Source organism: Sphingopyxis sp. RIFCSPHIGHO2_12_FULL_65_19 (assembly GCF_001830555.1).
Classification (GTDB): Bacteria; Pseudomonadota; Alphaproteobacteria; order Sphingomonadales; family Sphingomonadaceae; genus Sphingopyxis.
In genome coordinates this window covers 45450-65042 of record NZ_MIAM01000017.1, presented here as the reverse complement: position 1 = coordinate 65042, position 19593 = coordinate 45450, and the positions used below count along the sequence as shown (strand labels likewise).

Here is a 19593-nt window from a genome sequence, read left to right as displayed (position 1 = left end):
GCATTTGTTTCTCGCGAAAACGAGCCGAAAAAAATTTTCGCCGACCCTCTTGAAGCGAAAAAATCCGCTTCCTAGCTCATCGGTGCCGGGCGTCCCGGACAGGCGCGCCGGCTTATCATATCGTTATGCAACATGGAGGTTATGCATGCATTTCCGTCCCTTGCACGACCGTGTGGTCGTCCGCCGCATCGAAGCCGAGGAAAAGACCTCGGGCGGCATCATCATCCCCGACACCGCCAAGGAAAAGCCGCAGGAAGGCGAAGTCGTCGCCGTCGGTCCGGGCGCCCGCGCCGAGGACGGCACGGTCACCGCACTCGACGTCAAGGCCGGCGATCGCATCCTGTTCGGCAAATGGTCGGGCACCGAGGTGCGCATCGACGGCGAGGAACTGCTCATCATGAAGGAGAGCGACATCCTCGGCGTCATCGAGCAGGCCGAGGCGCTCAGGCAGGCAGCGTAGCGCCCATTCATCACCCACTGAAAGGACAGCAAGAAGGAGGTAAAAATGGGTGCCAAGGAAGTGAAATTTGCGTCGGACGCGCGTGATCGGATGCTGCGCGGCGTGGATACGCTTGCGAATGCAGTGAAGGTCACGCTGGGCCCGAAGGGCCGCAACGTCGTGATCGACAAAAGCTTTGGCGCACCGCGCATCACTAAGGACGGCGTCACCGTCGCCAAGGAAATCGAGCTTGCCGACAAGTTCGAGAATATGGGCGCGCAGATGCTGCGCGAGGTTGCGAGCAAGCAGAACGACAAGGCCGGCGACGGCACGACCACCGCGACCGTGCTCGCGCAGGCGATCGTCCGCGAAGGCTCGAAGGCGGTCGCCGCGGGCATGAACCCGATGGACGTCAAGCGCGGCATCGACCTTGCCGTCAGCACCGTCGTCGAGGATCTCAAGGCGCACGCTAAGTCGGTCGAGGCGAACAGCGAGATCGCGCAGGTCGCGACGATCTCGGCCAACGGCGACGAGGAGGTCGGCAATATCCTCGCCGAGGCGATGGAGAAGGTCGGCAATGAGGGGGTGATCACGGTCGAGGAGGCGAAGAGCCTCGCGACCGAGCTCGAAACGGTCGAGGGCATGCAGTTCGATCGCGGCTACCTCAGCCCCTATTTCATCACCAACGCCGAGAAGCTGAAGGTCGAGCTCGACGATCCCTACATCCTCATCCACGAGAAGAAGCTCTCGAACCTGCAGGCGATGCTGCCGCTGCTCGAGAGCGTCGTCCAGTCGGGCCGGCCGCTGCTCATCATCGCCGAGGATGTCGAGGGCGACGCGCTCGCGACGCTCGTCGTCAATCGCCTGCGCGGCGGACTCAAGGTCGCAGCGGTCAAGGCGCCGGGCTTCGGCGACCGCCGCAAGGCGATGCTCGAGGATATCGCGGTACTCACCGGCGGCAATGTCGTCAGCGAGGAGCTCGGGATCAAGCTCGAGAGCGTCACGATCAACATGCTCGGACGCGCCAAGAAGGTCGTCATCGACAAGGATAATACGACGATCGTCGACGGCGTCGGCGCGAAGTCGGATATCGACGGCCGCGTCGCGCAGATCCGCCAGCAGATCGAGACCACGACAAGCGATTACGACCGCGAGAAGCTTCAGGAGCGGCTTGCCAAACTCGCGGGCGGTGTCGCGGTGATCCGTGTCGGCGGCGCGACCGAGGTTGAGGTCAAGGAGAAGAAGGACCGCGTCGACGACGCGCTCCATGCGACACGCGCGGCCGTGGAAGAAGGCATTCTTCCGGGCGGCGGCATCGCGCTGCTTCGCTCGCTAAAGGCGCTCGAAGGCCTCAAGGCCGCGAACGACGACCAGCAGTCGGGCATCGACATCGTTCGCCGCGCGCTCCGCGCCCCGGCGCGCCAGATCGCTGACAATGCCGGCGAGGACGGCGCTTGGATCGTCGGCAAGCTCCTCGAAAGCGAGGAGTATAGCTGGGGCTTCAACGCCGCCACTGGCGAGTATCAGGACCTCGTCAAGGCAGGCGTGATCGACCCCGCCAAGGTCGTACGCACCGCGCTGCAGGATGCCGCGTCGGTCGCGTCGCTGCTGATCACCACCGAGGCGCTCGTCGCCGAGCTGCCGAAGGAGGAGAAGGCCGCGCCGATGCCGGCGATGGACTTCTGACATATCGAGGGCGGCGGGAAACCGCCGCCCTCACCTGCCCTGTTTCTATGCGGAGCATCAAGGAGATCGGCAATGCCGTTCGGAGGTCATAATATTCGAAATTGTGTGTCGGAGATCAAGCTGCGGCATGGCAAACAGGCCGACTTCATCGTCTCCAGGCAGGTGCAATGGTCGCGCGACCGGGGCAATGACGAAGAGATCGCATTCTGGAACGCCGTGCTGACTGACTTGCATCGAACGACTTCTCCGCATTGAAAAGGTGGCCGCCAAGGGGCGCTCCGATCCAGGCGGGCGACCGCTTGCCAACCCATGCTTCCAATTCAGTTCGTTCGACCGGTCATGCCGCGGCTTTGCGCCCAGCCGTAAAGATCGGCGATCATGCCTCGCTCGATCTCGGGTTGCAGATAGATCACGACGGCGGTTTCAGCTTCCCTGTCGATGAAGCGCATAGTCGCGTAGAAGACACCCTCTCGCTCGGTGTCGCCGCCCTCGATTTCGTCGGGCCATATCTCAATCGTTCGCACGGGCCTCTCCTTCCTATTCCGCTGTCCGCGATCGATGAAGGGAGAATGCCAAAGCGCTAGGAAGGTTGCACCTGGAATGGGCGCAACCGGGGAATAGAAAAGGCCGGGCCGCATCGAAGTGCGGCCCTGCCCCGAGAGGGTGCCTCGGCGTCACTCTTCTTTCCGACGTCAGCGGTTCTGACGATTCTCGTCGTCGCGGCCGGCCTGGTTTCCCTGGTCCTGGTCATTGTCCCGACCGGGCTGGCGACGCTGCTGATCCTGCTGTTCCTGCTGGCCGGGGTTCTCGTTCGGATTGCGATCGGGTTGGCCGCCCTGCTGGTTGTTCTGTCCCATGTGGGTCATCCTCTTTCCAAACTGCCTGGGCAGCAGGCTTGGAAACGACGCGCCATAAAGCAGCGAGTTCTCGCTGCTTTCAACAGCATATCGCAAGAATCGTCGTGCCCGCACGCGATCGCCTTTTCACAACTCAACAGTCCCGTATTGAGCTCGGCACAGCTACGCCCGCGCCCTGCGGTCGGCCACCGCTGCGACGATCGCATCGCAAAAGTCCGGCAGGTCGTCGGGACAGCGACTGGTGATGATATTGCCGTCGACCACGACGCTCTCTTCGACCACCTGCGCGCCGGCATTGGCAACATCGGTGCGGATCGACTTGTAGCTCGTCATTCGCTTGCCCGATGCGAGCCCGGCTTCGACAAGAAGCCACGGCGCATGGCAAATCGCGGCAACCGGCTTGCCAGCACCTGCGAAGGCCCGAATGATCGAGATCGCCTTGTCCTCGACCCGCAGCAAGTCGGGATTGATCTGGCCGCCCGGCAGAACGAGCGCGTCATAACGGTCGGTGTCGACGTCGGCGATCTTGAGATCGACTTCGACCTCGTCGCCCCAATCGTCTTTGTCCCAGCCGGTGATATCATCATCGTCGATCGATGCGATTTCGACCTCCGCGCCGGCGTCCTCCAGACGCTGAAGTGGCACTTCAAGCTCGGATTGTTCGAAGCCATCTGTCGCCATGATCAGGATCCTGCAGCCGGCGAGTATATTGTCCTTGGTCATCGGAAAGCTCCTTTGCTGTCTAACGACCAATGCGCCGCGGCTATCGTCGTTCCCGCCCCTTGCCAGCGCGCGCTGCTCTTCGTCCTCCTCTATCGGCAATGGCCGCACCGATGCCTGGGGCCGCGATCGCGTCGAGGACGGCTTCGACAGTATTCCAGAATAGCGGCGACCTTCCGCCCCAACTTTGCAACCTTTCTTCGCCAACTGCATTTGAACGGCGCACGGGCTTCGACGGTGATCGGTCGGTCTGCCGCCGCCATGTGCATCGCTTCGCGTATCGCCGCAGCTGTTCGATCCCACGTCTCAGTCGAATTGCCGTCGGCGAACGCATCCAATCGTCGTCCGGGCCGCTCCCCTACGTTGTCCGAATATCGGCGCGCATATCCGGCTCAACGACATATCGCTCAGCTTGGCCGTCGGAGTGTGCTACGCGCCTAATGTTTGAGGCAAGCGGATGCTGCAATCAAATCATCGGATACACGATCAGCATTTTTCTGTTTCGGCATAGTCACGCCGGGGTCTATCCCTCCCCACTTCGCTCAAATAGGCTGACCGTTAGCAATCTTCCTTTGCGCGTTCATGAAGATTCGAGGTTGAGACGTGCGATGCTGCACGCGATCCGCAGCGGTGCGCGATCACGCGTTCCTCACCGGTTGGTCGCACCCGAGCGCCTGAGCGCTGCCTAGGTGATCGGAGGTCGGTCGATGTTATTGCCGGGAGCGTTTTCTGCGCCAGGTCGTTCGTATCCGCATGCAGCTTTGCCGCGATATAAACCTGGATCGGCCGAGCTTCCGCGATAGCGGCCACACGTCGTTCAGCCCTGAGACCGACATGGCATGAAACTCTCGCGCGCCTCGGAAAACCCGGCGAAAGTGGGCAATGTCGGCTCCTCGATAGCCGCGCACCGGATTGCCCTTCTCTACGCCTTGCGTCATCGACGCCTGCCCGACTTGCTCAATCCGACGCGCTTCACCGAGCTCGTCCAGCTCCGCAAATTGAATGATCGGTCACCGTTGCAAACGACGCTGCTGGATAAACTTGCCGCAAAACGCTTGGCCTCGGAGCAACTCGGTGCAAACTGGATCGTACCGACGCTCTGGCAGGGCCAGATTCTGCCGCGCTTCATTCCGTTCGCCCTCCCATCAATCGTCAAGGCGCGTCATGGGTGTAACCAGTATCAAATCCTGGAGACGTTTCCGGATTGCGAACGCTGGAAGCAGGTCCAGCGAGCCGCGCGCCGGTGGCAGCGCCGGGAGTACGGCCGCTGGCTCGACGAATGGGCATATCGCAAAGTGCCGCGTGGCGTTTTCGCCGAGCCGTTGCTCGGCGGCGCACGTCCTCTCCCCATCGACTACAAGATCTATGTCTTTGGCGGTGTCGCGACGCACGTCCAGGTACATTTGGGGCGCGGTGTCCGTCACCGCTGGATATTGCATGACCGCAACTGGCGGCAGCTCGTGCCTGCCGCCGATCGACCTTCCAGACCCTCCTCCCTCGGGGCGATGCTGCAAGCTGCAGAGATGCTTGCCGGGAACCTAGCCTTCGTTCGGGTCGATTTTTACGAAATCGACTGCCAACCGCTTTTCGGCGAGTTTTGCCTTTATCCCGGCTCTGGCCTCGATCCTTTTGCAGCCGACTGGATCGACGTCGAGCTGGGAAGGCTTTGGAAAGATGCGTTGGAGAGATCCGGTTCCCCAGCGGCAAGTTCGACGGCCCCGGCGCGCGCGCGGCCCACTGGGTATGATCCTTTCCAGATTTGATTCTCCATGAGAATTCGGCAGCGCCGGCGACGCCAGCCGCCCATTGGAGAGATCGGGTCACATTCGTCGATGCATTGACGTCGCAGCGCGACATATTGCGCCCAGATCGGGAACTTGCCCCCACTCCATGCGTCGGTTCGGCGGGACGGGGGGTTGCCTCCCTTCCCGGCAACCTGCCCGCCACCCTCAACAAATGGAGATGGATCATGGACAGGTTCGACGACCGCACCCCGCTCTGGGATTATAGCGACAACAGCAGCCCCGACACCGGCGCATCGCCGGGTCGCTACAACCGCGGCCGCGCAGAGGATGCGTCGCGCGCTTATGTGGCGATCGAGGAAGACGAGCGCGAGCAGCGCCGCCCGCGCCGCGCCTATCGCGAGCAGGAATATCGCCGCGATAATTGGGAGGATGAGCGCGCGGGCGACTATCGCCGGCCGGTCCGCAGCGCTGAGCGCTCCGATTGGCCCCGTTACGACCGCACGCCCCGCCGCGACGCCTATTACGATGCTGCCGGCGAAGCCCGAGGCGAGGATCGTTCGCGCGGCGGTAACTACTGGCCGAGCGAGTTCGGCTATCTCCCGGTCGAGGGCTATTCGCCTTACGGCCAATATCCGCGGACGCGCAGCCCCGATTATGACCCGGGCGAACGCGGCTTCCTCGACCGCGCCGGCGACGAAGTGCTTTCCTGGTTCGGCGATCGCGACGCGCGCCGTCGCCGGGAACTCGATCATCGCGGCCGCGGTCCCAAAAGCTATATCCGCTCCGACGAGCGCATCCGCGAGGACGTGAACGACCGTCTTACCGAGGATGTCTGGATCGACGCCTCCGAGATCGAGGTCAGCGTCGCAGATGGCGAAGTCACGCTCTCCGGCACGGTCGAGGATCGCCGGTCGAAGCGCCGCGCCGAAGATGTCGCCGACGACGTCACGGGCGTCAAACATGTGCAGAACAATCTGCGCTACATCTCGGGCGTCGTCAGTCCCAAGCTCGACTGACCCGGCAAGCCGACAGGAAGGGGCCGCTTTGGCGGCCCCTTCTCGCTGCCCGTGCTCGGCGGCACGGATATTTTCAACATGAATTCCCTGTCGGAACTCGCCCAAGGCGGGTCGAGAGCTGACGCTCATCGTCATTCCGAGTACGCCGCCATTAACATCGGAACCAACCGCGACCGGCGCGCGCTTCACCCCGGCGGGGTAAAGGAGACGATATGGCCCCGATTACCGCCACCGCGATCAATTGCTCGCTTTCGGCCCGTGGCCGCAAGAGCTCGACCGATGCCATGCTCGCGGTGCTTACCGAACATTTCGAGGCGGAAGGCGTCCGTGTCGGCAAGCCCATCCGTATCGCCGCGCACAGCATCAAATGGGGTGTCACCTCGAACGAGGGTGCTGGCGACGAATGGCCGAAAATTCGCGAGACGATCCTCGGCTCCGATATTCTCATCTTCGGCACACCGATCTGGATGGGTCAAGCATCAAGCGTCGCCAAGCTTGTGATGGAACGAATGGATGCCTTTCTGTCGGAGACCGACGACAAGGGGCGGATGCCAAGCTTTTCGAAAGTGGCCGTTGCCGCGATCGTCGGCAACGAAGACGGCGCGCACAATGCTTCGTCGCAAATCTTTCAGGCGCTGAACGATGTGGGATGGACGATTCCCGCCGTGGCCGCCTGCTACTGGGTCGGTGAGGCGATGGGGTCAGTCGATTTCAAGGATCTTCAGCATCGCCCCAGCAAAGTAACCGAGACCGCCAAAATGGTGGCCGCTAATGCCACGCATCTTGCCCGACTATTGAGGGAATCACCTTATCCTGGCTGAGCAGGTCGATCGCGCGAGCCGTCCGACCTCTTATCCTGCTGCCTTGGCCCGCACAGGCTGCGAGACAATCAGCAAGTACTCTTTAGCGCGTACCGCTTGTGTCCGATCGCGGACGGGCGGCTTTTATCTCTGGCTTGAAGTAGGCGGGCACTAAGCGCTTGGCCTCTCGTTCCGCAGTGCGGACCAGATTGGTACCCTGCGATAGACCAATCTCGGGTCTTACCTCTGATTCCTTTCAACCTCATCCGGTCGCGCCGACATTTTTTGGGGCGGGATGTCACAGTGGCGGGCGGATGCTCGTCAGGCAAGTTGACGCCGATATCGGCTCAAGAAGAAAGGAAGATCAGATGAATCGATTGAATTGGTCCGAAGTCGCTCCGGCGGGAGCGAAGGCGCTGTACGGTGTGCACCATTATGTCACCCATAACACGGCCCTCCAGGCAGAGCTGATTCACCTTGTCTTCCTCCGGGTGTCCCAGATCAACGGATGCGCTCACTGCATCGATCTGCATACCCGGGACCTTCTCAAGACTATGCCGGTCGACAAGGTCGCGCTGCTTCCGGTGTGGGAGGAAGTCCCGCATCTGTTTCCCGACCAGTATCGCGCGGCTCTGGCTTGGGCGGAAGAAGTCACACGCGTCAGCGAAACGCATGCTTCCGACGAGGCCTATGCAGCAGCGGCCGAGGCCTTCGAACCCAAAGATCTCGTCGATCTGACGATCGCGATCGCGGCGATGAACGCCTTCAACAGGCTGGGCGCACCATTCCGTCTTCCGGTTGCTGCCAAGCCCTGAGGTGGGAGCGCTGCTCTTTTGTCGTCGCGGTACAATATCAAATCAACCGGCGCAGCTAACCGCGCCGGGCGACCCAAGAGAGCTCTTCCATTCAGGAAACACGCTCTTCATCTTACGCCCGTCCGATTTCGATCGGACGGGCGTTCTTTTGCGCAGATCGTCGTCAGTTGGCCGTTTGCGGACTGTCCGTTTTCGGTGCGATCCTGGATGAAACAGACATAGATATGCAGCTCGCATTGTCACGTGCGGGACAGGAACTGCCAAACTCGTCGCTTCCCGACGTCCGCTGAAAGCTGCGAACGTCGGGGCGATGACCTCAGAGGGTCGGAACCGTGCCGCCGTCAATAACGAACTCGGCGCCGTGGATCGCGGCAGCGTGATCCGAAGCGAGGTAGGCGATGAGGTCGGCGACCTCATGAGGATCGGCCGGACGCCCGATCGGGATCCCGCCGAGGCCGTCGAGAACGACCTGCCGCGCGTCCTCGATCGTACCGCCATTGGCAGCCTGCAGCCGCTTCAGCAGTTCCTCGGACGCTTCGGTCATGATCCAGCCGGGGGACACGACGTTGACCCGCACGCCCTTCGGCCCGAGCTCCTTGGACACGGACTTGCTGTAGGTCCTGAGCGCGGCCTTCGCGGCGGCATAGGCAGTCGTCGATTCAGGAAGCGGCAGCACCGACTGGATGGAGGTGACATGCACCACCGCGCCGGCGCCACGCTCGATCATCTGCGGGACCAGAAGGCGATCGAGCCGGACCGTGGCCAGAAGGTTGAGGTTCAGTTCGGCGAGCCAGTGATCGTCGGTCAGGGCGACAAAGCCGCCCCCCGGCGAGGACGAGCCACCTATCACATGGGCCAAGATGTCCACGCCCCCCATATGCGCGAGCGCCGCTGCAGCGAGGCTCTCCCCGCCCGCCGCTGTCGTCAGGTCGGCCCGGACGAACTCGACGCCAGCAATGGGGTCAGGGTTTCCGCGGGCCGCGGTTATCACTCTGGCGCCACCTGCCAGGAAACGCTCGACGGTGGCGCGGCCCAACCCCTTGGTGCCGCCGCTGACGACGACACGCTTGCCGGCGAACTCGGTCGGATCAACGGTGACGCTCATAGCGTGATCTCCAGCGTCTGGATGGCGTCGTTCTCGAGCGTGAAGTCATAGGTGAAGCGGATCGGGCTGCCCTTGAAGTCGCCATGTGCGGGGCCCTCGACAACGATCTTGCCGTTCTCTTGGCGCACGCTGTCCGGCGTGAAGATCGCTTTTACGGCGACGACCTCGTCTTCGAACAGGGTCCTGATTTCGGGGAGGCCCGCGTGACGGTGGCCGTTGTCCACAATGAGCGCATCGGCTGCGAACGGCTTCAGCATGCCGTCAACGTCGAGCCGTGCATTGGCCTCGACAAAGTCGGCAATGGGTTTGGGCAGGGATGCAACAACCGCTTGGGTGCCGCGCTGCTTGGTGTCGGATTCGCTCCTGGTCTGCATGACAAGTCTCCTTCATTTGACTTGCCCCCGTTGTAAGACCAGCGCACTATCCAGATAAGTAGGCCAATCTGGCATGAGCTAGTGAAGGATTCGGGATAATGTCGCGACTGGCGCTTCGGGACTTCGACGCCGTTCTGGGCGTTGCACGCCGCGGATCCTTCCGGCAGGCCGCCATCGATCTGGGCATGTCGACGACGGCGCTCAGTCACATGATTGCGCGGATCGAAGCCGAGCTTGGCGTGCGCCTGTTCAACCGCACAACACGGAGCGTCGCATTGACCGACGCCGGTAGGATCTTCGTCGATCGCCTAGGTCCCTCGCTTCAGGACGTTCGCGAAACCATCGAGATCGTCCGCGAGCGCCGTGCAACGCCGACAGGAACGCTGCGGATCAACGCGCCGCCATTCGCAGCGCGTTCGCCTGCCTTCACCACTCTTCTCCTGGAATATTCGCGCCGCTATCCCGACATGCATGTCGATGTCGTGACCGAGGGACAACTGCGCGACATCGTCGCCGAGGGTTTCGACCTTGGCATTCGTGTGGCCTCGCTCGTTCCGACCGATATGATCGCCCTGTCACTCGGCGAGGCGCAGCGCTTCGCGGTGGTCGCCTCGCCAGCCTATCTGGCCACGCGATCACCACCGCTCGTGCCGACCGATCTCGTTTCACACGACTGCATTCGTGTCCGCTTGCCCGATGGCGCGCTCTACCGCTGGCATTTCGAGAAGGGCGGCGACACGGCGCAGATCGAGGTGAACGGCCCGATGACGTTCGACGAATTCAACCTGTCGCGCGCCGCTGTGCTGGCGGGCTTCGGTATCGGCTTCTATTTCGAACAGGATGTGATCGCCTATACCGAATCAGGAACGCTCGTCCGCCTGCTCGAAGACTGGACACCGCCTTTTCCGGGCCTTTGTCTTTACTATCCCGGCCGAAGGCATCCTTCCGCCGGGTTGGCCGCCTTCCTGTCTGTCGCTCGCGAGCTGGCGTCAACCCAGGCAAAATCGTAAACATCGACTGGTGGCCGTTTCCAGACTGTCCGCTTCTGGACTGAAAATGAAAGAAGCAGACATTGAGATCCGCTGAGGCGCCGTTCTTGCAAAAACCGACATCGGTCTGTGCTGCCTGACGGCGACTGGCCATCGGGAGACCGGCGCATACACGCACAGCGCTCAACCGCTCGCAGACGGATCGATCGAGCCGAATAGTGTCTCCAGAAGCGGGCATTCCGGGGTCTTGCCGTCCGCGCATCGCACGACGGTTTCGGCAAGGACCGACTCCATGGCCTGAAGATCCGCGATCTTGGTACGAATGTCCGTCAGATGGGCCGCGGCGACTTCGCGCGCTTCGGCACACGGGCGATCGCGGTCCTCGGCCAACCGCAGCAGCGCGCGGATCTCGTCCAGCGTGAAGCCCAGTTCCCGCGCGCGCCGCACAAAGCCGAGGCGCATGAGATGGCCATGACCATAGAGCCGGTGACCGCCGTCGCTGCGCGCAGGCGTGGGTAGCAGGCCTATTTTCTCATAGTAGCGGATGGTCTCGATGTTGCACCCGGTGCGCCGCGACAGCATCCCGATTGGAAGCCGGGGCGCTGTGTCCTGCAAATTTTTCCGATCCATGATGAATTACCTCTTGAACCTGTAGCCACTACAGATCCTATCTAGGGTCAACAACGTGATTCGGAGAACAGAAAATGACTCAACCTGAAACGGCTTCCAAACGAGGTACGTGGGTTGCGATTGCCGCAGGAAGTCTCGGCGCGATTGGCGCAGCCTCGTGTTGCATCGTCCCGCTGGTGCTCTTCACTCTGGGCGTCAGTGGCGCATGGATCGGCAACCTGACCGCGCTCGCCCCCTATCAGCCCATCTTCCTGGCGGTGGCCATCGCCTTTCTGGCGGCCGGGTTCTGGCGGATCTATCGTCGACCACAGGCGGTATGCGCCGAGGGCGAATGCGGCACGCCTTCCTCCAATCGCCTGGCGAAGACGGCCTTGTGGATTGCGACAGCGCTGATCGGACTCGCCGTCCTCTTCCCCTATCTCGCCCCCCTAGTCCTCGACGTTTGAACAAGGAGACCATGATGAAGAAACTTACCCTGCTCGCGGCCGCGGCTGTGCTGTTCGCATCCGGCCCGGCCTTTGCCGCAATCCGGACCGTCACCCTGGCCGTCGAGAACATGACTTGCGCGACCTGCGGCCCCATTGTCAAAAAGAGCCTGTCGCGCGTACCCGGCGTGACCGCCGTCGAAGTGTCAGCCGAAGCGCATACCGCGACCGTCACCTATGACGACGCCAAGGCCAGCACCAGGGCGTTGATCGCGGCGACCACCAACGCCGGCTACCCTTCGCAAGTCCGCAAGTGAAAGCCGGATCATGAGTGATTGCTGCAATCCGGTCGACCGCTCTCAGGACAAGACGTACGATCTTATCGTCGTGGGCGGCGGATCGGCTGGTTTCTCGGCCGCGATCACCGCAGCGGAGCAAGGAGCCCAGGTCGCCGTTGTCGGTGCGGGCACCATCGGTGGAACCTGCGTCAATGTCGGCTGCGTTCCTTCCAAGGCGCTGATCCGCGCGGTCGAGAGCATCCACCACGCCAATGTCGCGCCGATGCGGTTCAAGGGTGTCGAGGCCCAGGCACGAACGGCCGATTGGGGCCAGATGATCGCCGAAAAGGACGCACTCGTCTCGAGCCTTCGCCAGGCGAAATATGCGGACCTCCTGCCTCTCTACAATAATGTCGCCTACCATGAAGGCACGGCGCGGCTCGTCGATAATGGCGTCGAGGTCGGTGGAAGGCGGTTCATCGCTGACCGGATCGTGATTGCGACAGGCACCCGTCCGGCGGTGCCGGCTATCCCCGGCCTTCCGGATGTCGATACGCTCGACAGCACGACCGCGCTCGACCTGACCGAATTGCCGAAATCGATGATCGTCCTCGGAGGCGGCTATATCGGTGTGGAACTCGCTCAGATGTTCTCGCGCGCCGGTGTCGACGTGACGCTCGTTTGCCGCAGTCGCCTTCTCCCTGAGATGGAGCCGGAGATCGGCGCCGCGCTGACCGACTATCTTTCGAGCGAAGGCATCGCCGTCCTGGACAATCTCGCCTATCAGGCGGTCCACAAGACGGCGGAAGGGGGCTCTGCGCTCACCGTCCTGCGCGACGGGGTCGCGGAAACCATCGTCGCGGAGCGCCTTCTCGTGGCGACCGGGCGCGCGCCGAATGTGGAGGACCTCGGTCTCATTGAAGCGGGGGTGAAACAGACGCTCAGCGGTGCCATCCTTGTCGATGACCATATGCGAACCACTGTGCGCGGCGTCTATGCCGCCGGGGACGTGACCGGCCGAGACCAGTTCGTCTACATGGCGGCCTATGGTGCAAAGATCGCCGCCAAGAACGCCTTGAACGGCGACAGTCTGAGGTATGACAATTCGGCCATGCCGGCCGTCGTATTCAGCGATCCGCAGGTAGCCAGCGTCGGCTTCACCGAAGCGCAGGCTATCGCGGCAGGATATGCAACGCGAACGTCGACCCTCCCGCTCGAAAATGTCCCGCGCGCATTGGCGGCCCGCGACACGCGCGGTCTGATCAAGCTGGTTGCCGATGGCCGGACCCGCAAGCTGCTGGGCGCACACATCCTGGCGCCGGAAGGTGCGGACAGCATCCAGACTGCCGCCATGGCGATCCGCTGCGGACTGACGATCGACGATCTGGCAGAGACGATCTTCCCCTATCTGACCACGGTCGAAGGCCTGAAGCTGGCAGCGCAGACATTCGACCGGGATGTGAAAAGGCTGTCTTGCTGTGCGGGTTAAGGTCGCTCAGTGGTGTTGCTGTGGAGAGGTGAGATGAGTAGCCCGAGCGCTTCCGATCCCGACAGCGACGCCATGGATTGGTCGGGTAGCTGGCGCACGCTTGTCGGGCTCTGGGGCATTCCGGGCGTGGCCATGCTGGCCGCCATGTGGCTGGGACCCACGCCCCGCGCGGTCATCTGGACCGTCATGCTCGTCGGCATGGGTGCGGCTTGCGTCATGAACGCCCGACGATGCGGCCGGACTCATTGCCGTTTCACGGGACCGTTCCTGATTGCGATGGCGGCACTGGTCGTTGGCTACGCAATCGGGATGCTGCCGCTGGGACCACATGGCTGGCGCATTCTGGGCGGAGTCACGCTTGGCGGCTTTGCTGGCCTGTGGTGGGGCAGCGAACGGGCTTGGGTCATGTTCTCGCGTTCCAGGGATACTGGTACTTCTCGCAACTGCTAGGTTTCGCGCGAGATCGGACGCCCGGCCACTGCTATAGGGGCCCATTTGCAAACGACTGGTTTTGGGCCACGCATCACTGGCTGTGAATGGCCGGGATGAGGCGCAGAGCCGCCGGTCGCCGGAATTGCAATCAGCCTACAAAAAAGGCGGCCACAAAGGCCGCCAAGTTTTGTGATGAAGGAGCCCCTTCATCGGGTCGCGGGGCGGCACATACTTCAACGCGAGGAAGACACCATCGAAATTGCCGCACCGGCTCGCCGATTCTCTCCCGCTGATGCCACTGGGCAACACTTTGTTTCGTGTGCAACTAATGCAGGCGAGATGCCGTTGCTCCGATTAGGATGCGGCCAATACTCGGGTCAGGCGTATAGCGAGAATGACCAAGGCGATCGAAGCACTTCGAAAGAGAATGCAAGCCGCTGTCGATACGCTCGACTTCGAAGAGGCGCGCCGCTGCCGAGACCAGATCAATCTTTTGCGCGGCGGCGCTGCCCCCGAAGAGGCCGAGCAAGCGGACCTGTCGGGCATCGAACGGCAGCAGCCCGGCGCGATGGGGCTCGGCACGAGCCAGCAACGCATGACGCCGCCTCCGGGATGGAAACCGCCACCGAAACCCAACCCTATGACCAAAGGACGCTCGTCGCGCGGTGGAGGCGAGCGTGGACGATAAAGCACAAGAGGCTGTTCTTGCGCTTCTGGCCGCCCGGTTCCCCGGGGGTTCGGTATGTCCGAGTGAGGTCGCTCGCGCGATAACCGAAGGGCCGAACTGGCGCAGCACCATGCCAATGGTCCATGCCGCAATCGACGGCATGCTCGCTAAGAATCTGGTGCAGCTTAGCTGGAAGGGTGAGACCCTCCCCCTTCGCAAAGGACCGTATCGAATCAGCACGGCGATCTAAAACCAAGTTCGCCTACTTAACCTGTGTTTATTGCCACGAACGCGCAGAGCCTTATTGTCGTCGTTCTAATGCTTCCGTGCGACCCCGGGAGCAAAAGGGGCATCTTTCGGTTGGAGACCCCTCCACGCCGAAAGAAGAGAGGGCTCTGCCACGGCAGGGCCCTTTGCTTTTGGAGCCTCAGCCAGCGTCGCGCGCCGTCGATTCCAATAGCGCAATGCGTTCGCGGCACACCAGTTCGACGATGCTAGCCAGATTGGTAACCCGCTCACCCAGCCAAGCCAGTTCCTGGGCGGTGATGCTGTAATGCTTAGAGTAGCGCGCCTTGATGTACGCCTCTTTCAGCTTCTCAAAGTGAGACCGCTCCGACCTCGTCTCGCGAGGCCAGGCATCGATTATCCGCATATCAATCCGCTCCGCTTGGGTTCGCAGGAAAGCGAGGTTATGCACGTGAGGTGAGTAGAACGAGCAGACGAGAAGAGCGCAATTGTAGTAGCGCTCCGCTGCTTGGTGAAGTTGGAAAGCGGCGTTGTTGAAACGTTCCTTATCCAGATTGAATTGGTAGTTGTCGAAGAACTCGCCGCCGCTCGGAAACCACTCGTCAAAATACTCCCGCGCCATCTCAAGCGCCGCATGCGGCGTCTTCGGCTGCGGCTCGGCAAGCTCACTGTCCTCGGCCTCGTACAGCGCAATCCCGTCGCGCGCGACGTCCATGAAGAAATAGCGGCCCTGCGACAGCCCGGAGTTCACCTCGTCGAGACTGTGCACGATGAAATTCACCGGCGTCCGCAGCGTCTTCGTCACCGACAGTTCGCGAATGAGCCGGTCGTCGAGCTTCGACCAATAATCGGCCCGATCGGTCAGCCGCTTGTCGTTGACGATGATCAGCAGGTCATAGTCCGACTGATAGCCCTTCGCCGTATGCGGCTCGTCGACCCACCCTCCCCGCGCATAGCTGCCATAGAGAATGATTTTCGAGATGCGTCCCTTCTTCTTCCAGCCCTGTGTCGCGAGCGCCAGCGCATCCTCGAATTCTTCGAAGACGATCTCGACGACGCGCTCGAGTTCACGCTGCTTGTGCGGGGGAAGATGGTCGATACCGCTTTTCATCGTCGTCACCCTATCAAGGCGGCGCCTCCTGCGCACCAGCTATTGCAGCCAGTGCGAGGACATGCCGCGCGTTTTTCTAACGCCGTCAGTCGGCGGGGTTCCAAAGCAGCGCATAAGCGTCGGGATTGTCCTGCCCCGCCGCGCGAGCAAGGTTCGCATAAAGGCGCCGCTGCCCGAACTCGGGGGCTTCGAGGGCGAGCGACACGTAGCGGCGCTCGGACACCGCCGCGAGGCGCACCCATCCCGCGCCGATCTCGACGTCGTCGGAGTAGACGCGGTAGTCGGGCTGCACCTCGCTCCCCTTGCCGCGGTTGATGCGAATTTCGATCGGCACCCGGATCGAGAGGGTGCGAAGTTCGCCGACAAAGCCCTTCTCGATCATGCCGCTGACGAAGCCGATGGCTCCCATGATGTGTCTCCTGCCCTTGCCCGCGAGCCCGTCCCGCGGCGCAGAAAGGCAGCCGGGGCGCCGCCAGGCGCCGGCGCACCCAGAGGGCCGCAACGGCAGTGGAGGACGGGCGAAGCCCGTTGCGCCGGGGCCGCGCCCCGGCAGACGCCTCAAGCGCGGGTCGGGATCGCGGCTGGCCGCAGGGACGCGGCGATGCCCGGTGCGCCTCGCCGTAAGAAGGTGCCGATCGCGCGCTGAACCTCGGAAAAGTTCGAAAGCAAACCGACTGCGGCGAAGACGCTCGAGCGTCCCCGAGACAGATTTACGATCTCGAAGCGGACCAATGGTGCGCGCCGCCGTCGCGCCAGCCCAGCAAAATTCCGATCAGCACGAGGATCGCCGCGATCGCTGCCGCCACCGCGATGGCAGCCGCCTCCTGCCCGCCGGCTGCAAAGATCGCTGCCAGCGCCCAGAGGAAGACGAGCGCGAAAGGCGGATTGCCCTTGCCCCGCGCAAGGGCCGCGGCCGCGATCAGACCGCCCACGACGATAATCGCGGCGGAGATGAGCGGCGCGACATCGGGCGCAGCGTCGACGCCATAGTAGCGCAAAGTGGCGGCGACATTGACGATCGAGGCTGCGGTCAACCAGGAAGCGAGCGCTGACAGCGGCAGGATGGCGCCCCAGCGCTCGGCCACCGAAATGGACGCGGTCCAAGTGGCGATACGGCGATAGGCGATAAGGATCGAGACAAGCGAGCCGAAAATGATGAGAGTCGATACCGCGTCGATGTCGCCTAGCTGCACCCAAGTGGCCCAGAGCGCATTGCCGAGAAAGGCGCCGGCCGCCGGCCAGCGCAGCGCGGCGAACAACGCGCTATCGCGCCCGGAGGCGGTGAACTGGAGGAGCGCGAAAATCATCGATCCCAGATAAAGCGCGCCCCAGATCGAGAAGGCCCAGCCCGCGGGCGTTATCAGCGTCTGCACGACGTCCGAACGCTCGCCGACCGGAGTGCCGATTCCCATCGCTGGCAAGAGGGCAGCTCCGATTTGCGCCAGCGCACAGAGAAGGACGATGAAACGCGCCGGATCGGCGGCAGGTGCGGGGCTTGCGATGCTGTGGGTCATGCAGCTCTAACCGGCATTACGCCACTTTGTTCCGCGGCTCGGGACCATCAAAAATGAGTTGCATTCGGACCGCCTGCGGACGTCCGGCTTTTCAATCCTCCCGCCGGGCAGCTTCGCCAGTCGCGGCGTGCCTATGCCTCCATGGCCGAGCCGCTGTCCGGGCGTTCGCCACCCGGCGGGGCGGCACCTTCCGGGGCGACGCCGTCGACCTCGACAAGATCGTCGCCGACGAGCGTGCCCGTGATGCGCACGCGCTTCTCGACATGGTCGACGGGGGTGCGGCGAAGGTCGAGCCGCCAGCGGCCGCCGAGGTCGCGGCGAAGCGCAAAACCGCCTGCTACGCGCAGCAGCATCCCCGACTCGTCGATGCGTGATCCGATTCCAGCCATGGCTACGCCTTAGCCGAGCCGCGCCATACTCGCCAGCCACGAGCAAGGTTTGAGACGCCCACCCTGCGAACCGCTCCCTTCGACCATCGACCTTCGGCCCGCACCTTCGATCCTCGAACCACGAACCGCGCGAGCCTCGCGCGATCCCGCCGCGCCCAAGATGCTGGTCATGCGGGAAGCTCGAGAGTGCAGCAGACACCCTCGGGCCTGAATTCGATCGCCGCGCTGCCGCCCTGCCCGCGGAGCGCCCGTTCGAGCATCCGCGTGCCGAACCCCGTACGCGCGGGAGGCGCGACGGGGGGACCGCCCTGCTCGCTCCAGCGCAGGCGGAGCCGATCCCGGCCGCTCTCGTTCACCATGTCCCACTCGACCGCGACCGTGCCGGCATCGCCCGACAGCGCTCCATATTTGACCGCATTGGTCCCGAGTTCGTGCAGCCCCATCGCCGCGAGCAGCGCCCTCGACGCCGGCACCTCGGCGTCCGGCCCCGCGAGGCTGATGCGGCCCGGCTTCATCTTGTCGAAAGCGTGGAGCGCGCGCTCGATCATTTCGCCGGCCGATACGGTGCCCCAGTGGCGCTCGGTGAGGAGGTCGTGCGCGTCGGAGAGGGCGCGGACGCGCGCCTCGAACGACTGGCGCTCGGCGGCCGGCGTCTCGCGAAACGTCTGTGCGGCGATCGCCTGGACCATCGCGAGCGTGTTCTTCACCCGGTGGCGCATTTCGGCGAGAGTGAGCTGGAGCTCCTCTTCGGCCTTCACGCGCGCCGCGATCTCGACGCGCGCCGCCTCGTGAAGATGGGCGTTGTCCATCGCCACCGCCGCCTGCGCAGCCACGGCCTCGACAAGCTCCTCGACCTCGGCATTGAACATGGCGGGCTCGTCATGGCCAAAGAAAAGACCGCCGAGCACCGCGCCCGAGCGCGAGATGACGGGAACCGCGAGATAGCTCACGACGGGCAGATGCCCCTCCGGCATGCCGTGGTGCGGCGCGCTCAGGCCGTAGCGCGGATCCTTGCGGATATCGTCCGACCGGATCGTCCCCGCTTCGCGGAACGTCGGGTCGAAGACGGCGGTATTGCGCGGCATGCCGAAGCGCTCGAACGCCTCGCGCGGGGCGCCGGATAGCGAGAAGAGCAGGTAACTTTCGCCCTCGTCGCCCAGCACATTGTAAAAGAAGGCGCCGAAGCGCGCACCGCTGAGCTCCGTCGCGATATCGGTCACCGCCTGGACGATCCGTTCGAGATCGAGATCCTGCGATACGAGGAGGGCGGCGCGATTGAGGTGGGTCAGCCGCTCGGCCTGGCGGGCGAGCTGCGCCTCGACCGCCTTTCGTTCCGAGATGTCGCGCGCGATCTTCGAAGCGCCGATGATCGTGCCGTCGGCGCGGCGCACCGGCGACACGGTGATCGAGAGGTCGACGAGGCTGCCGTCCTTGCGCCGACGGACCGTCTCGAAAGGCGGAACGCGCTCGCCGGCGCGCACACGCTCGATGATCGCGGTTTCTTCGCTGCGGCGTTCCTCGGGGATGAGGGTGAGGATCGAGCGGCCGACGATCTCGTCGGCACGATAACCGAACATGCGTTCGGCCGCGGGATTCCAGCTGGTGATGGTTCCATCGAGCGTTTTACTGATGATCGCATCGTCCGAGCCCTCGACGAGCGCCGCGAGGTGCGCGGCACTTTCGCGAACGGCTAAGCCCCCTTGCGCCGCTTCGTCCTCGACCAGCGTCTCACGCATATGTCATGGTCCCTGCCCCTCCGATGGCCCCTGCGTTCCCGAAACGGGAATTCGCTATGGCAAAGAAACCCTTGAGTGGTTGATGCGTTCCGCCGAGACTGCCATGCGCCCAGCCGTGACGCCGAGCGAC

At 63.2% G+C, this 19593-nt stretch carries 25 protein-coding genes; 14 read left to right on the top strand and 11 right to left on the bottom strand.

The annotated features are described in order from the left end of the window. Positions 1–145 precede the first annotated feature (145 nt). The 3 genes from groES (at position 146) to A3E77_RS05790 (ending at position 2380) form a co-directional block, all read left to right on the top strand. Entirely contained in the window at positions 146–460 is a 315-nt protein-coding gene (groES, locus tag A3E77_RS05800) for a co-chaperone GroES (RefSeq protein ID WP_293644082.1), read from the top strand. Between the two features lie 45 nt (positions 461–505). Beyond that, the gene (gene groL, locus A3E77_RS05795) at positions 506–2125 is read left to right on the top strand and encodes a chaperonin GroEL (RefSeq protein ID WP_293644080.1); all 1620 of its coding nucleotides are present in this window, start codon (positions 506–508) and stop codon (positions 2123–2125) included. Positions 2126–2197: 72 nt separating this feature from the next. Further along, the gene (locus A3E77_RS05790; protein WP_137892609.1) at positions 2198–2380 is read left to right on the top strand and encodes a hypothetical protein; all 183 of its coding nucleotides are present in this window, start codon (positions 2198–2200) and stop codon (positions 2378–2380) included. A 65-nt stretch (positions 2381–2445) separates the two neighbouring features. On the opposite strand, the gene A3E77_RS05785 is transcribed toward A3E77_RS05790, so the two are convergent. The 3 genes from A3E77_RS05785 to A3E77_RS05775 form a co-directional block, all read right to left on the bottom strand. After that, positions 2446–2649, bottom strand: a complete 204-nt coding sequence (locus tag A3E77_RS05785) for a hypothetical protein (protein WP_054727962.1) — start codon at positions 2647–2649, stop codon at positions 2446–2448. A gap of 168 nt (positions 2650–2817) precedes the next feature. Further along, positions 2818–2982 carry a hypothetical protein gene (locus A3E77_RS05780; RefSeq protein WP_193749127.1) on the bottom strand — a complete coding sequence of 55 codons (165 nt, stop codon included), beginning with the start codon at positions 2980–2982 and terminating at the stop codon, positions 2818–2820. A gap of 162 nt (positions 2983–3144) precedes the next feature. Further along, positions 3145–3705, bottom strand: coding sequence for a type 1 glutamine amidotransferase domain-containing protein (locus tag A3E77_RS05775; RefSeq protein WP_293644078.1), 561 nt, complete (start codon positions 3703–3705; stop codon positions 3145–3147). An 836-nt stretch (positions 3706–4541) separates the two neighbouring features. Here A3E77_RS05775 and A3E77_RS05770 point away from each other — a divergent pair. From A3E77_RS05770 to A3E77_RS05755, 4 genes are all read left to right on the top strand, one after another. After that, a complete protein-coding gene (locus tag A3E77_RS05770; protein ID WP_293644076.1) occupies positions 4542–5465 on the top strand; it encodes an ATP-grasp fold amidoligase family protein in 924 nt (307 codons plus the stop codon). 206 nt (positions 5466–5671) lie between these two features. Beyond that, positions 5672–6463 (top strand): BON domain-containing protein, encoded by a 792-nt coding sequence (locus A3E77_RS19455; protein WP_458574414.1) that lies wholly within the window; start codon positions 5672–5674, stop codon positions 6461–6463. 212 nt (positions 6464–6675) lie between these two features. Continuing rightward, the gene (locus A3E77_RS05760; protein ID WP_293644050.1) at positions 6676–7284 is read left to right on the top strand and encodes a flavodoxin family protein; all 609 of its coding nucleotides are present in this window, start codon (positions 6676–6678) and stop codon (positions 7282–7284) included. 347 nt (positions 7285–7631) lie between these two features. Next, positions 7632–8078: a carboxymuconolactone decarboxylase family protein gene (locus A3E77_RS05755; RefSeq protein WP_293644048.1), complete on the top strand. Its 447-nt coding sequence runs from the start codon at positions 7632–7634 to the stop codon at positions 8076–8078. A 316-nt stretch (positions 8079–8394) separates the two neighbouring features. Here the strand turns inward: A3E77_RS05755 and A3E77_RS05750 are convergent, their stop codons facing one another. Both A3E77_RS05750 and A3E77_RS05745 read right to left on the bottom strand, forming a co-directional pair. Further along, positions 8395–9183 carry an SDR family oxidoreductase gene (locus tag A3E77_RS05750; protein ID WP_293644046.1) on the bottom strand — a complete coding sequence of 263 codons (789 nt, stop codon included), beginning with the start codon at positions 9181–9183 and terminating at the stop codon, positions 8395–8397. Continuing rightward, on the bottom strand, positions 9180–9557 hold the full coding sequence (locus A3E77_RS05745; RefSeq protein ID WP_054587378.1) for a nuclear transport factor 2 family protein: 378 nt from the start codon (positions 9555–9557) through the stop codon (positions 9180–9182). The genes A3E77_RS05750 and A3E77_RS05745 overlap by 4 nt, the downstream gene beginning before the upstream one ends. Before the next feature lie 98 nt (positions 9558–9655). On the opposite strand from A3E77_RS05745, the gene A3E77_RS05740 reads away from it, so the two are divergent. Next, positions 9656–10567: a LysR family transcriptional regulator gene (locus A3E77_RS05740; protein WP_054587377.1), complete on the top strand. Its 912-nt coding sequence runs from the start codon at positions 9656–9658 to the stop codon at positions 10565–10567. 162 nt (positions 10568–10729) lie between these two features. On the opposite strand, the gene A3E77_RS05735 is transcribed toward A3E77_RS05740, so the two are convergent. Continuing rightward, positions 10730–11176, bottom strand: coding sequence for a MerR family transcriptional regulator (locus A3E77_RS05735; protein ID WP_293644044.1), 447 nt, complete (start codon positions 11174–11176; stop codon positions 10730–10732). Positions 11177–11250: 74 nt separating this feature from the next. Between A3E77_RS05735 and A3E77_RS05730 the strand changes: the two genes are divergently transcribed. The 6 genes from A3E77_RS05730 (at position 11251) to A3E77_RS05705 (ending at position 14717) form a co-directional block, all read left to right on the top strand. After that, on the top strand, positions 11251–11622 hold the full coding sequence (locus A3E77_RS05730; protein WP_293644042.1) for a mercuric transporter MerT family protein: 372 nt from the start codon (positions 11251–11253) through the stop codon (positions 11620–11622). 14 nt (positions 11623–11636) lie between these two features. Continuing rightward, positions 11637–11918: a mercury resistance system periplasmic binding protein MerP gene (gene merP, locus A3E77_RS05725; RefSeq protein WP_293644040.1), complete on the top strand. Its 282-nt coding sequence runs from the start codon at positions 11637–11639 to the stop codon at positions 11916–11918. 10 nt (positions 11919–11928) lie between these two features. Further along, complete coding sequence (gene merA, locus A3E77_RS05720; RefSeq protein WP_293644038.1) at positions 11929–13368, top strand: mercury(II) reductase; 1440 nt, start codon at positions 11929–11931, stop codon at positions 13366–13368. A gap of 33 nt (positions 13369–13401) precedes the next feature. Next, positions 13402–13818: a hypothetical protein gene (locus A3E77_RS05715; RefSeq protein WP_293644036.1), complete on the top strand. Its 417-nt coding sequence runs from the start codon at positions 13402–13404 to the stop codon at positions 13816–13818. 376 nt (positions 13819–14194) lie between these two features. Further along, positions 14195–14488 (top strand): UvrB/UvrC motif-containing protein, encoded by a 294-nt coding sequence (locus tag A3E77_RS05710; protein WP_293644034.1) that lies wholly within the window; start codon positions 14195–14197, stop codon positions 14486–14488. Beyond that, positions 14466–14717, top strand: coding sequence for a DUF3253 domain-containing protein (locus A3E77_RS05705; RefSeq protein ID WP_366652613.1), 252 nt, complete (start codon positions 14466–14468; stop codon positions 14715–14717). The genes A3E77_RS05710 and A3E77_RS05705 overlap by 23 nt, the downstream gene beginning before the upstream one ends. A 177-nt stretch (positions 14718–14894) precedes the next feature. On the opposite strand, the gene A3E77_RS05700 is transcribed toward A3E77_RS05705, so the two are convergent. The 5 genes from A3E77_RS05700 to A3E77_RS05680 form a co-directional block, all read right to left on the bottom strand. Next, positions 14895–15824, bottom strand: coding sequence for a HEPN domain-containing protein (locus A3E77_RS05700; RefSeq protein WP_293644030.1), 930 nt, complete (start codon positions 15822–15824; stop codon positions 14895–14897). 85 nt (positions 15825–15909) lie between these two features. After that, the gene (locus A3E77_RS05695) at positions 15910–16233 is read right to left on the bottom strand and encodes a DUF736 domain-containing protein (protein WP_293644028.1); all 324 of its coding nucleotides are present in this window, start codon (positions 16231–16233) and stop codon (positions 15910–15912) included. A gap of 301 nt (positions 16234–16534) precedes the next feature. Then, positions 16535–17338, bottom strand: a complete 804-nt coding sequence (locus A3E77_RS05690) for a hypothetical protein (protein WP_293644026.1) — start codon at positions 17336–17338, stop codon at positions 16535–16537. A gap of 131 nt (positions 17339–17469) precedes the next feature. Further along, on the bottom strand, positions 17470–17727 hold the full coding sequence (locus A3E77_RS05685; protein ID WP_293644024.1) for a DUF5818 domain-containing protein: 258 nt from the start codon (positions 17725–17727) through the stop codon (positions 17470–17472). A 167-nt stretch (positions 17728–17894) separates the two neighbouring features. Next, positions 17895–19463, bottom strand: coding sequence for a sensor histidine kinase (locus A3E77_RS05680; RefSeq protein WP_293644022.1), 1569 nt, complete (start codon positions 19461–19463; stop codon positions 17895–17897). Positions 19464–19593 lie beyond the last annotated feature (130 nt).

Excerpts from the sequence above, each read along its gene's own strand:
- A3E77_RS05690 (WP_293644026.1), bottom strand. The coding sequence starts at position 17,338 with ATGACCCACAGCATCGCAAGCCCCGCACCTGCCGCCGATCCGGCGCGT.
- A3E77_RS05715 (WP_293644036.1), top strand. The coding sequence starts at position 13,402 with ATGAGTAGCCCGAGCGCTTCCGATCCCGACAGCGACGCCATGGATTGG.
- A3E77_RS05775 (WP_293644078.1), bottom strand. The coding sequence starts at position 3,705 with ATGACCAAGGACAATATACTCGCCGGCTGCAGGATCCTGATCATGGCG.
- A3E77_RS05780 (WP_193749127.1), bottom strand. The coding sequence starts at position 2,982 with ATGGGACAGAACAACCAGCAGGGCGGCCAACCCGATCGCAATCCGAAC.
- merP (WP_293644040.1), top strand. The coding sequence starts at position 11,637 with ATGAAGAAACTTACCCTGCTCGCGGCCGCGGCTGTGCTGTTCGCATCC.
- A3E77_RS05730 (WP_293644042.1), top strand. The coding sequence starts at position 11,251 with ATGACTCAACCTGAAACGGCTTCCAAACGAGGTACGTGGGTTGCGATT.
- merA (WP_293644038.1), top strand. The coding sequence starts at position 11,929 with ATGAGTGATTGCTGCAATCCGGTCGACCGCTCTCAGGACAAGACGTAC.
- A3E77_RS05760 (WP_293644050.1), top strand. The coding sequence starts at position 6,676 with ATGGCCCCGATTACCGCCACCGCGATCAATTGCTCGCTTTCGGCCCGT.
- A3E77_RS05740 (WP_054587377.1), top strand. The coding sequence starts at position 9,656 with ATGTCGCGACTGGCGCTTCGGGACTTCGACGCCGTTCTGGGCGTTGCA.
- A3E77_RS05710 (WP_293644034.1), top strand. The coding sequence starts at position 14,195 with ATGACCAAGGCGATCGAAGCACTTCGAAAGAGAATGCAAGCCGCTGTC.
- A3E77_RS05755 (WP_293644048.1), top strand. The coding sequence starts at position 7,632 with ATGAATCGATTGAATTGGTCCGAAGTCGCTCCGGCGGGAGCGAAGGCG.
- A3E77_RS05695 (WP_293644028.1), bottom strand. The coding sequence starts at position 16,233 with ATGGGAGCCATCGGCTTCGTCAGCGGCATGATCGAGAAGGGCTTTGTC.
- groL (WP_293644080.1), top strand. The coding sequence starts at position 506 with ATGGGTGCCAAGGAAGTGAAATTTGCGTCGGACGCGCGTGATCGGATG.
- A3E77_RS05770 (WP_293644076.1), top strand. The coding sequence starts at position 4,542 with ATGAAACTCTCGCGCGCCTCGGAAAACCCGGCGAAAGTGGGCAATGTC.
- A3E77_RS05745 (WP_054587378.1), bottom strand. The coding sequence starts at position 9,557 with ATGCAGACCAGGAGCGAATCCGACACCAAGCAGCGCGGCACCCAAGCG.
- A3E77_RS05790 (WP_137892609.1), top strand. The coding sequence starts at position 2,198 with ATGCCGTTCGGAGGTCATAATATTCGAAATTGTGTGTCGGAGATCAAG.
- A3E77_RS05685 (WP_293644024.1), bottom strand. The coding sequence starts at position 17,727 with ATGGCTGGAATCGGATCACGCATCGACGAGTCGGGGATGCTGCTGCGC.
- A3E77_RS05735 (WP_293644044.1), bottom strand. The coding sequence starts at position 11,176 with ATGGATCGGAAAAATTTGCAGGACACAGCGCCCCGGCTTCCAATCGGG.
- A3E77_RS19455 (WP_458574414.1), top strand. The coding sequence starts at position 5,672 with ATGGACAGGTTCGACGACCGCACCCCGCTCTGGGATTATAGCGACAAC.
- A3E77_RS05750 (WP_293644046.1), bottom strand. The coding sequence starts at position 9,183 with ATGAGCGTCACCGTTGATCCGACCGAGTTCGCCGGCAAGCGTGTCGTC.
- A3E77_RS05700 (WP_293644030.1), bottom strand. The coding sequence starts at position 15,824 with ATGAAAAGCGGTATCGACCATCTTCCCCCGCACAAGCAGCGTGAACTC.
- A3E77_RS05680 (WP_293644022.1), bottom strand. The coding sequence starts at position 19,463 with ATGCGTGAGACGCTGGTCGAGGACGAAGCGGCGCAAGGGGGCTTAGCC.
- groES (WP_293644082.1), top strand. The coding sequence starts at position 146 with ATGCATTTCCGTCCCTTGCACGACCGTGTGGTCGTCCGCCGCATCGAA.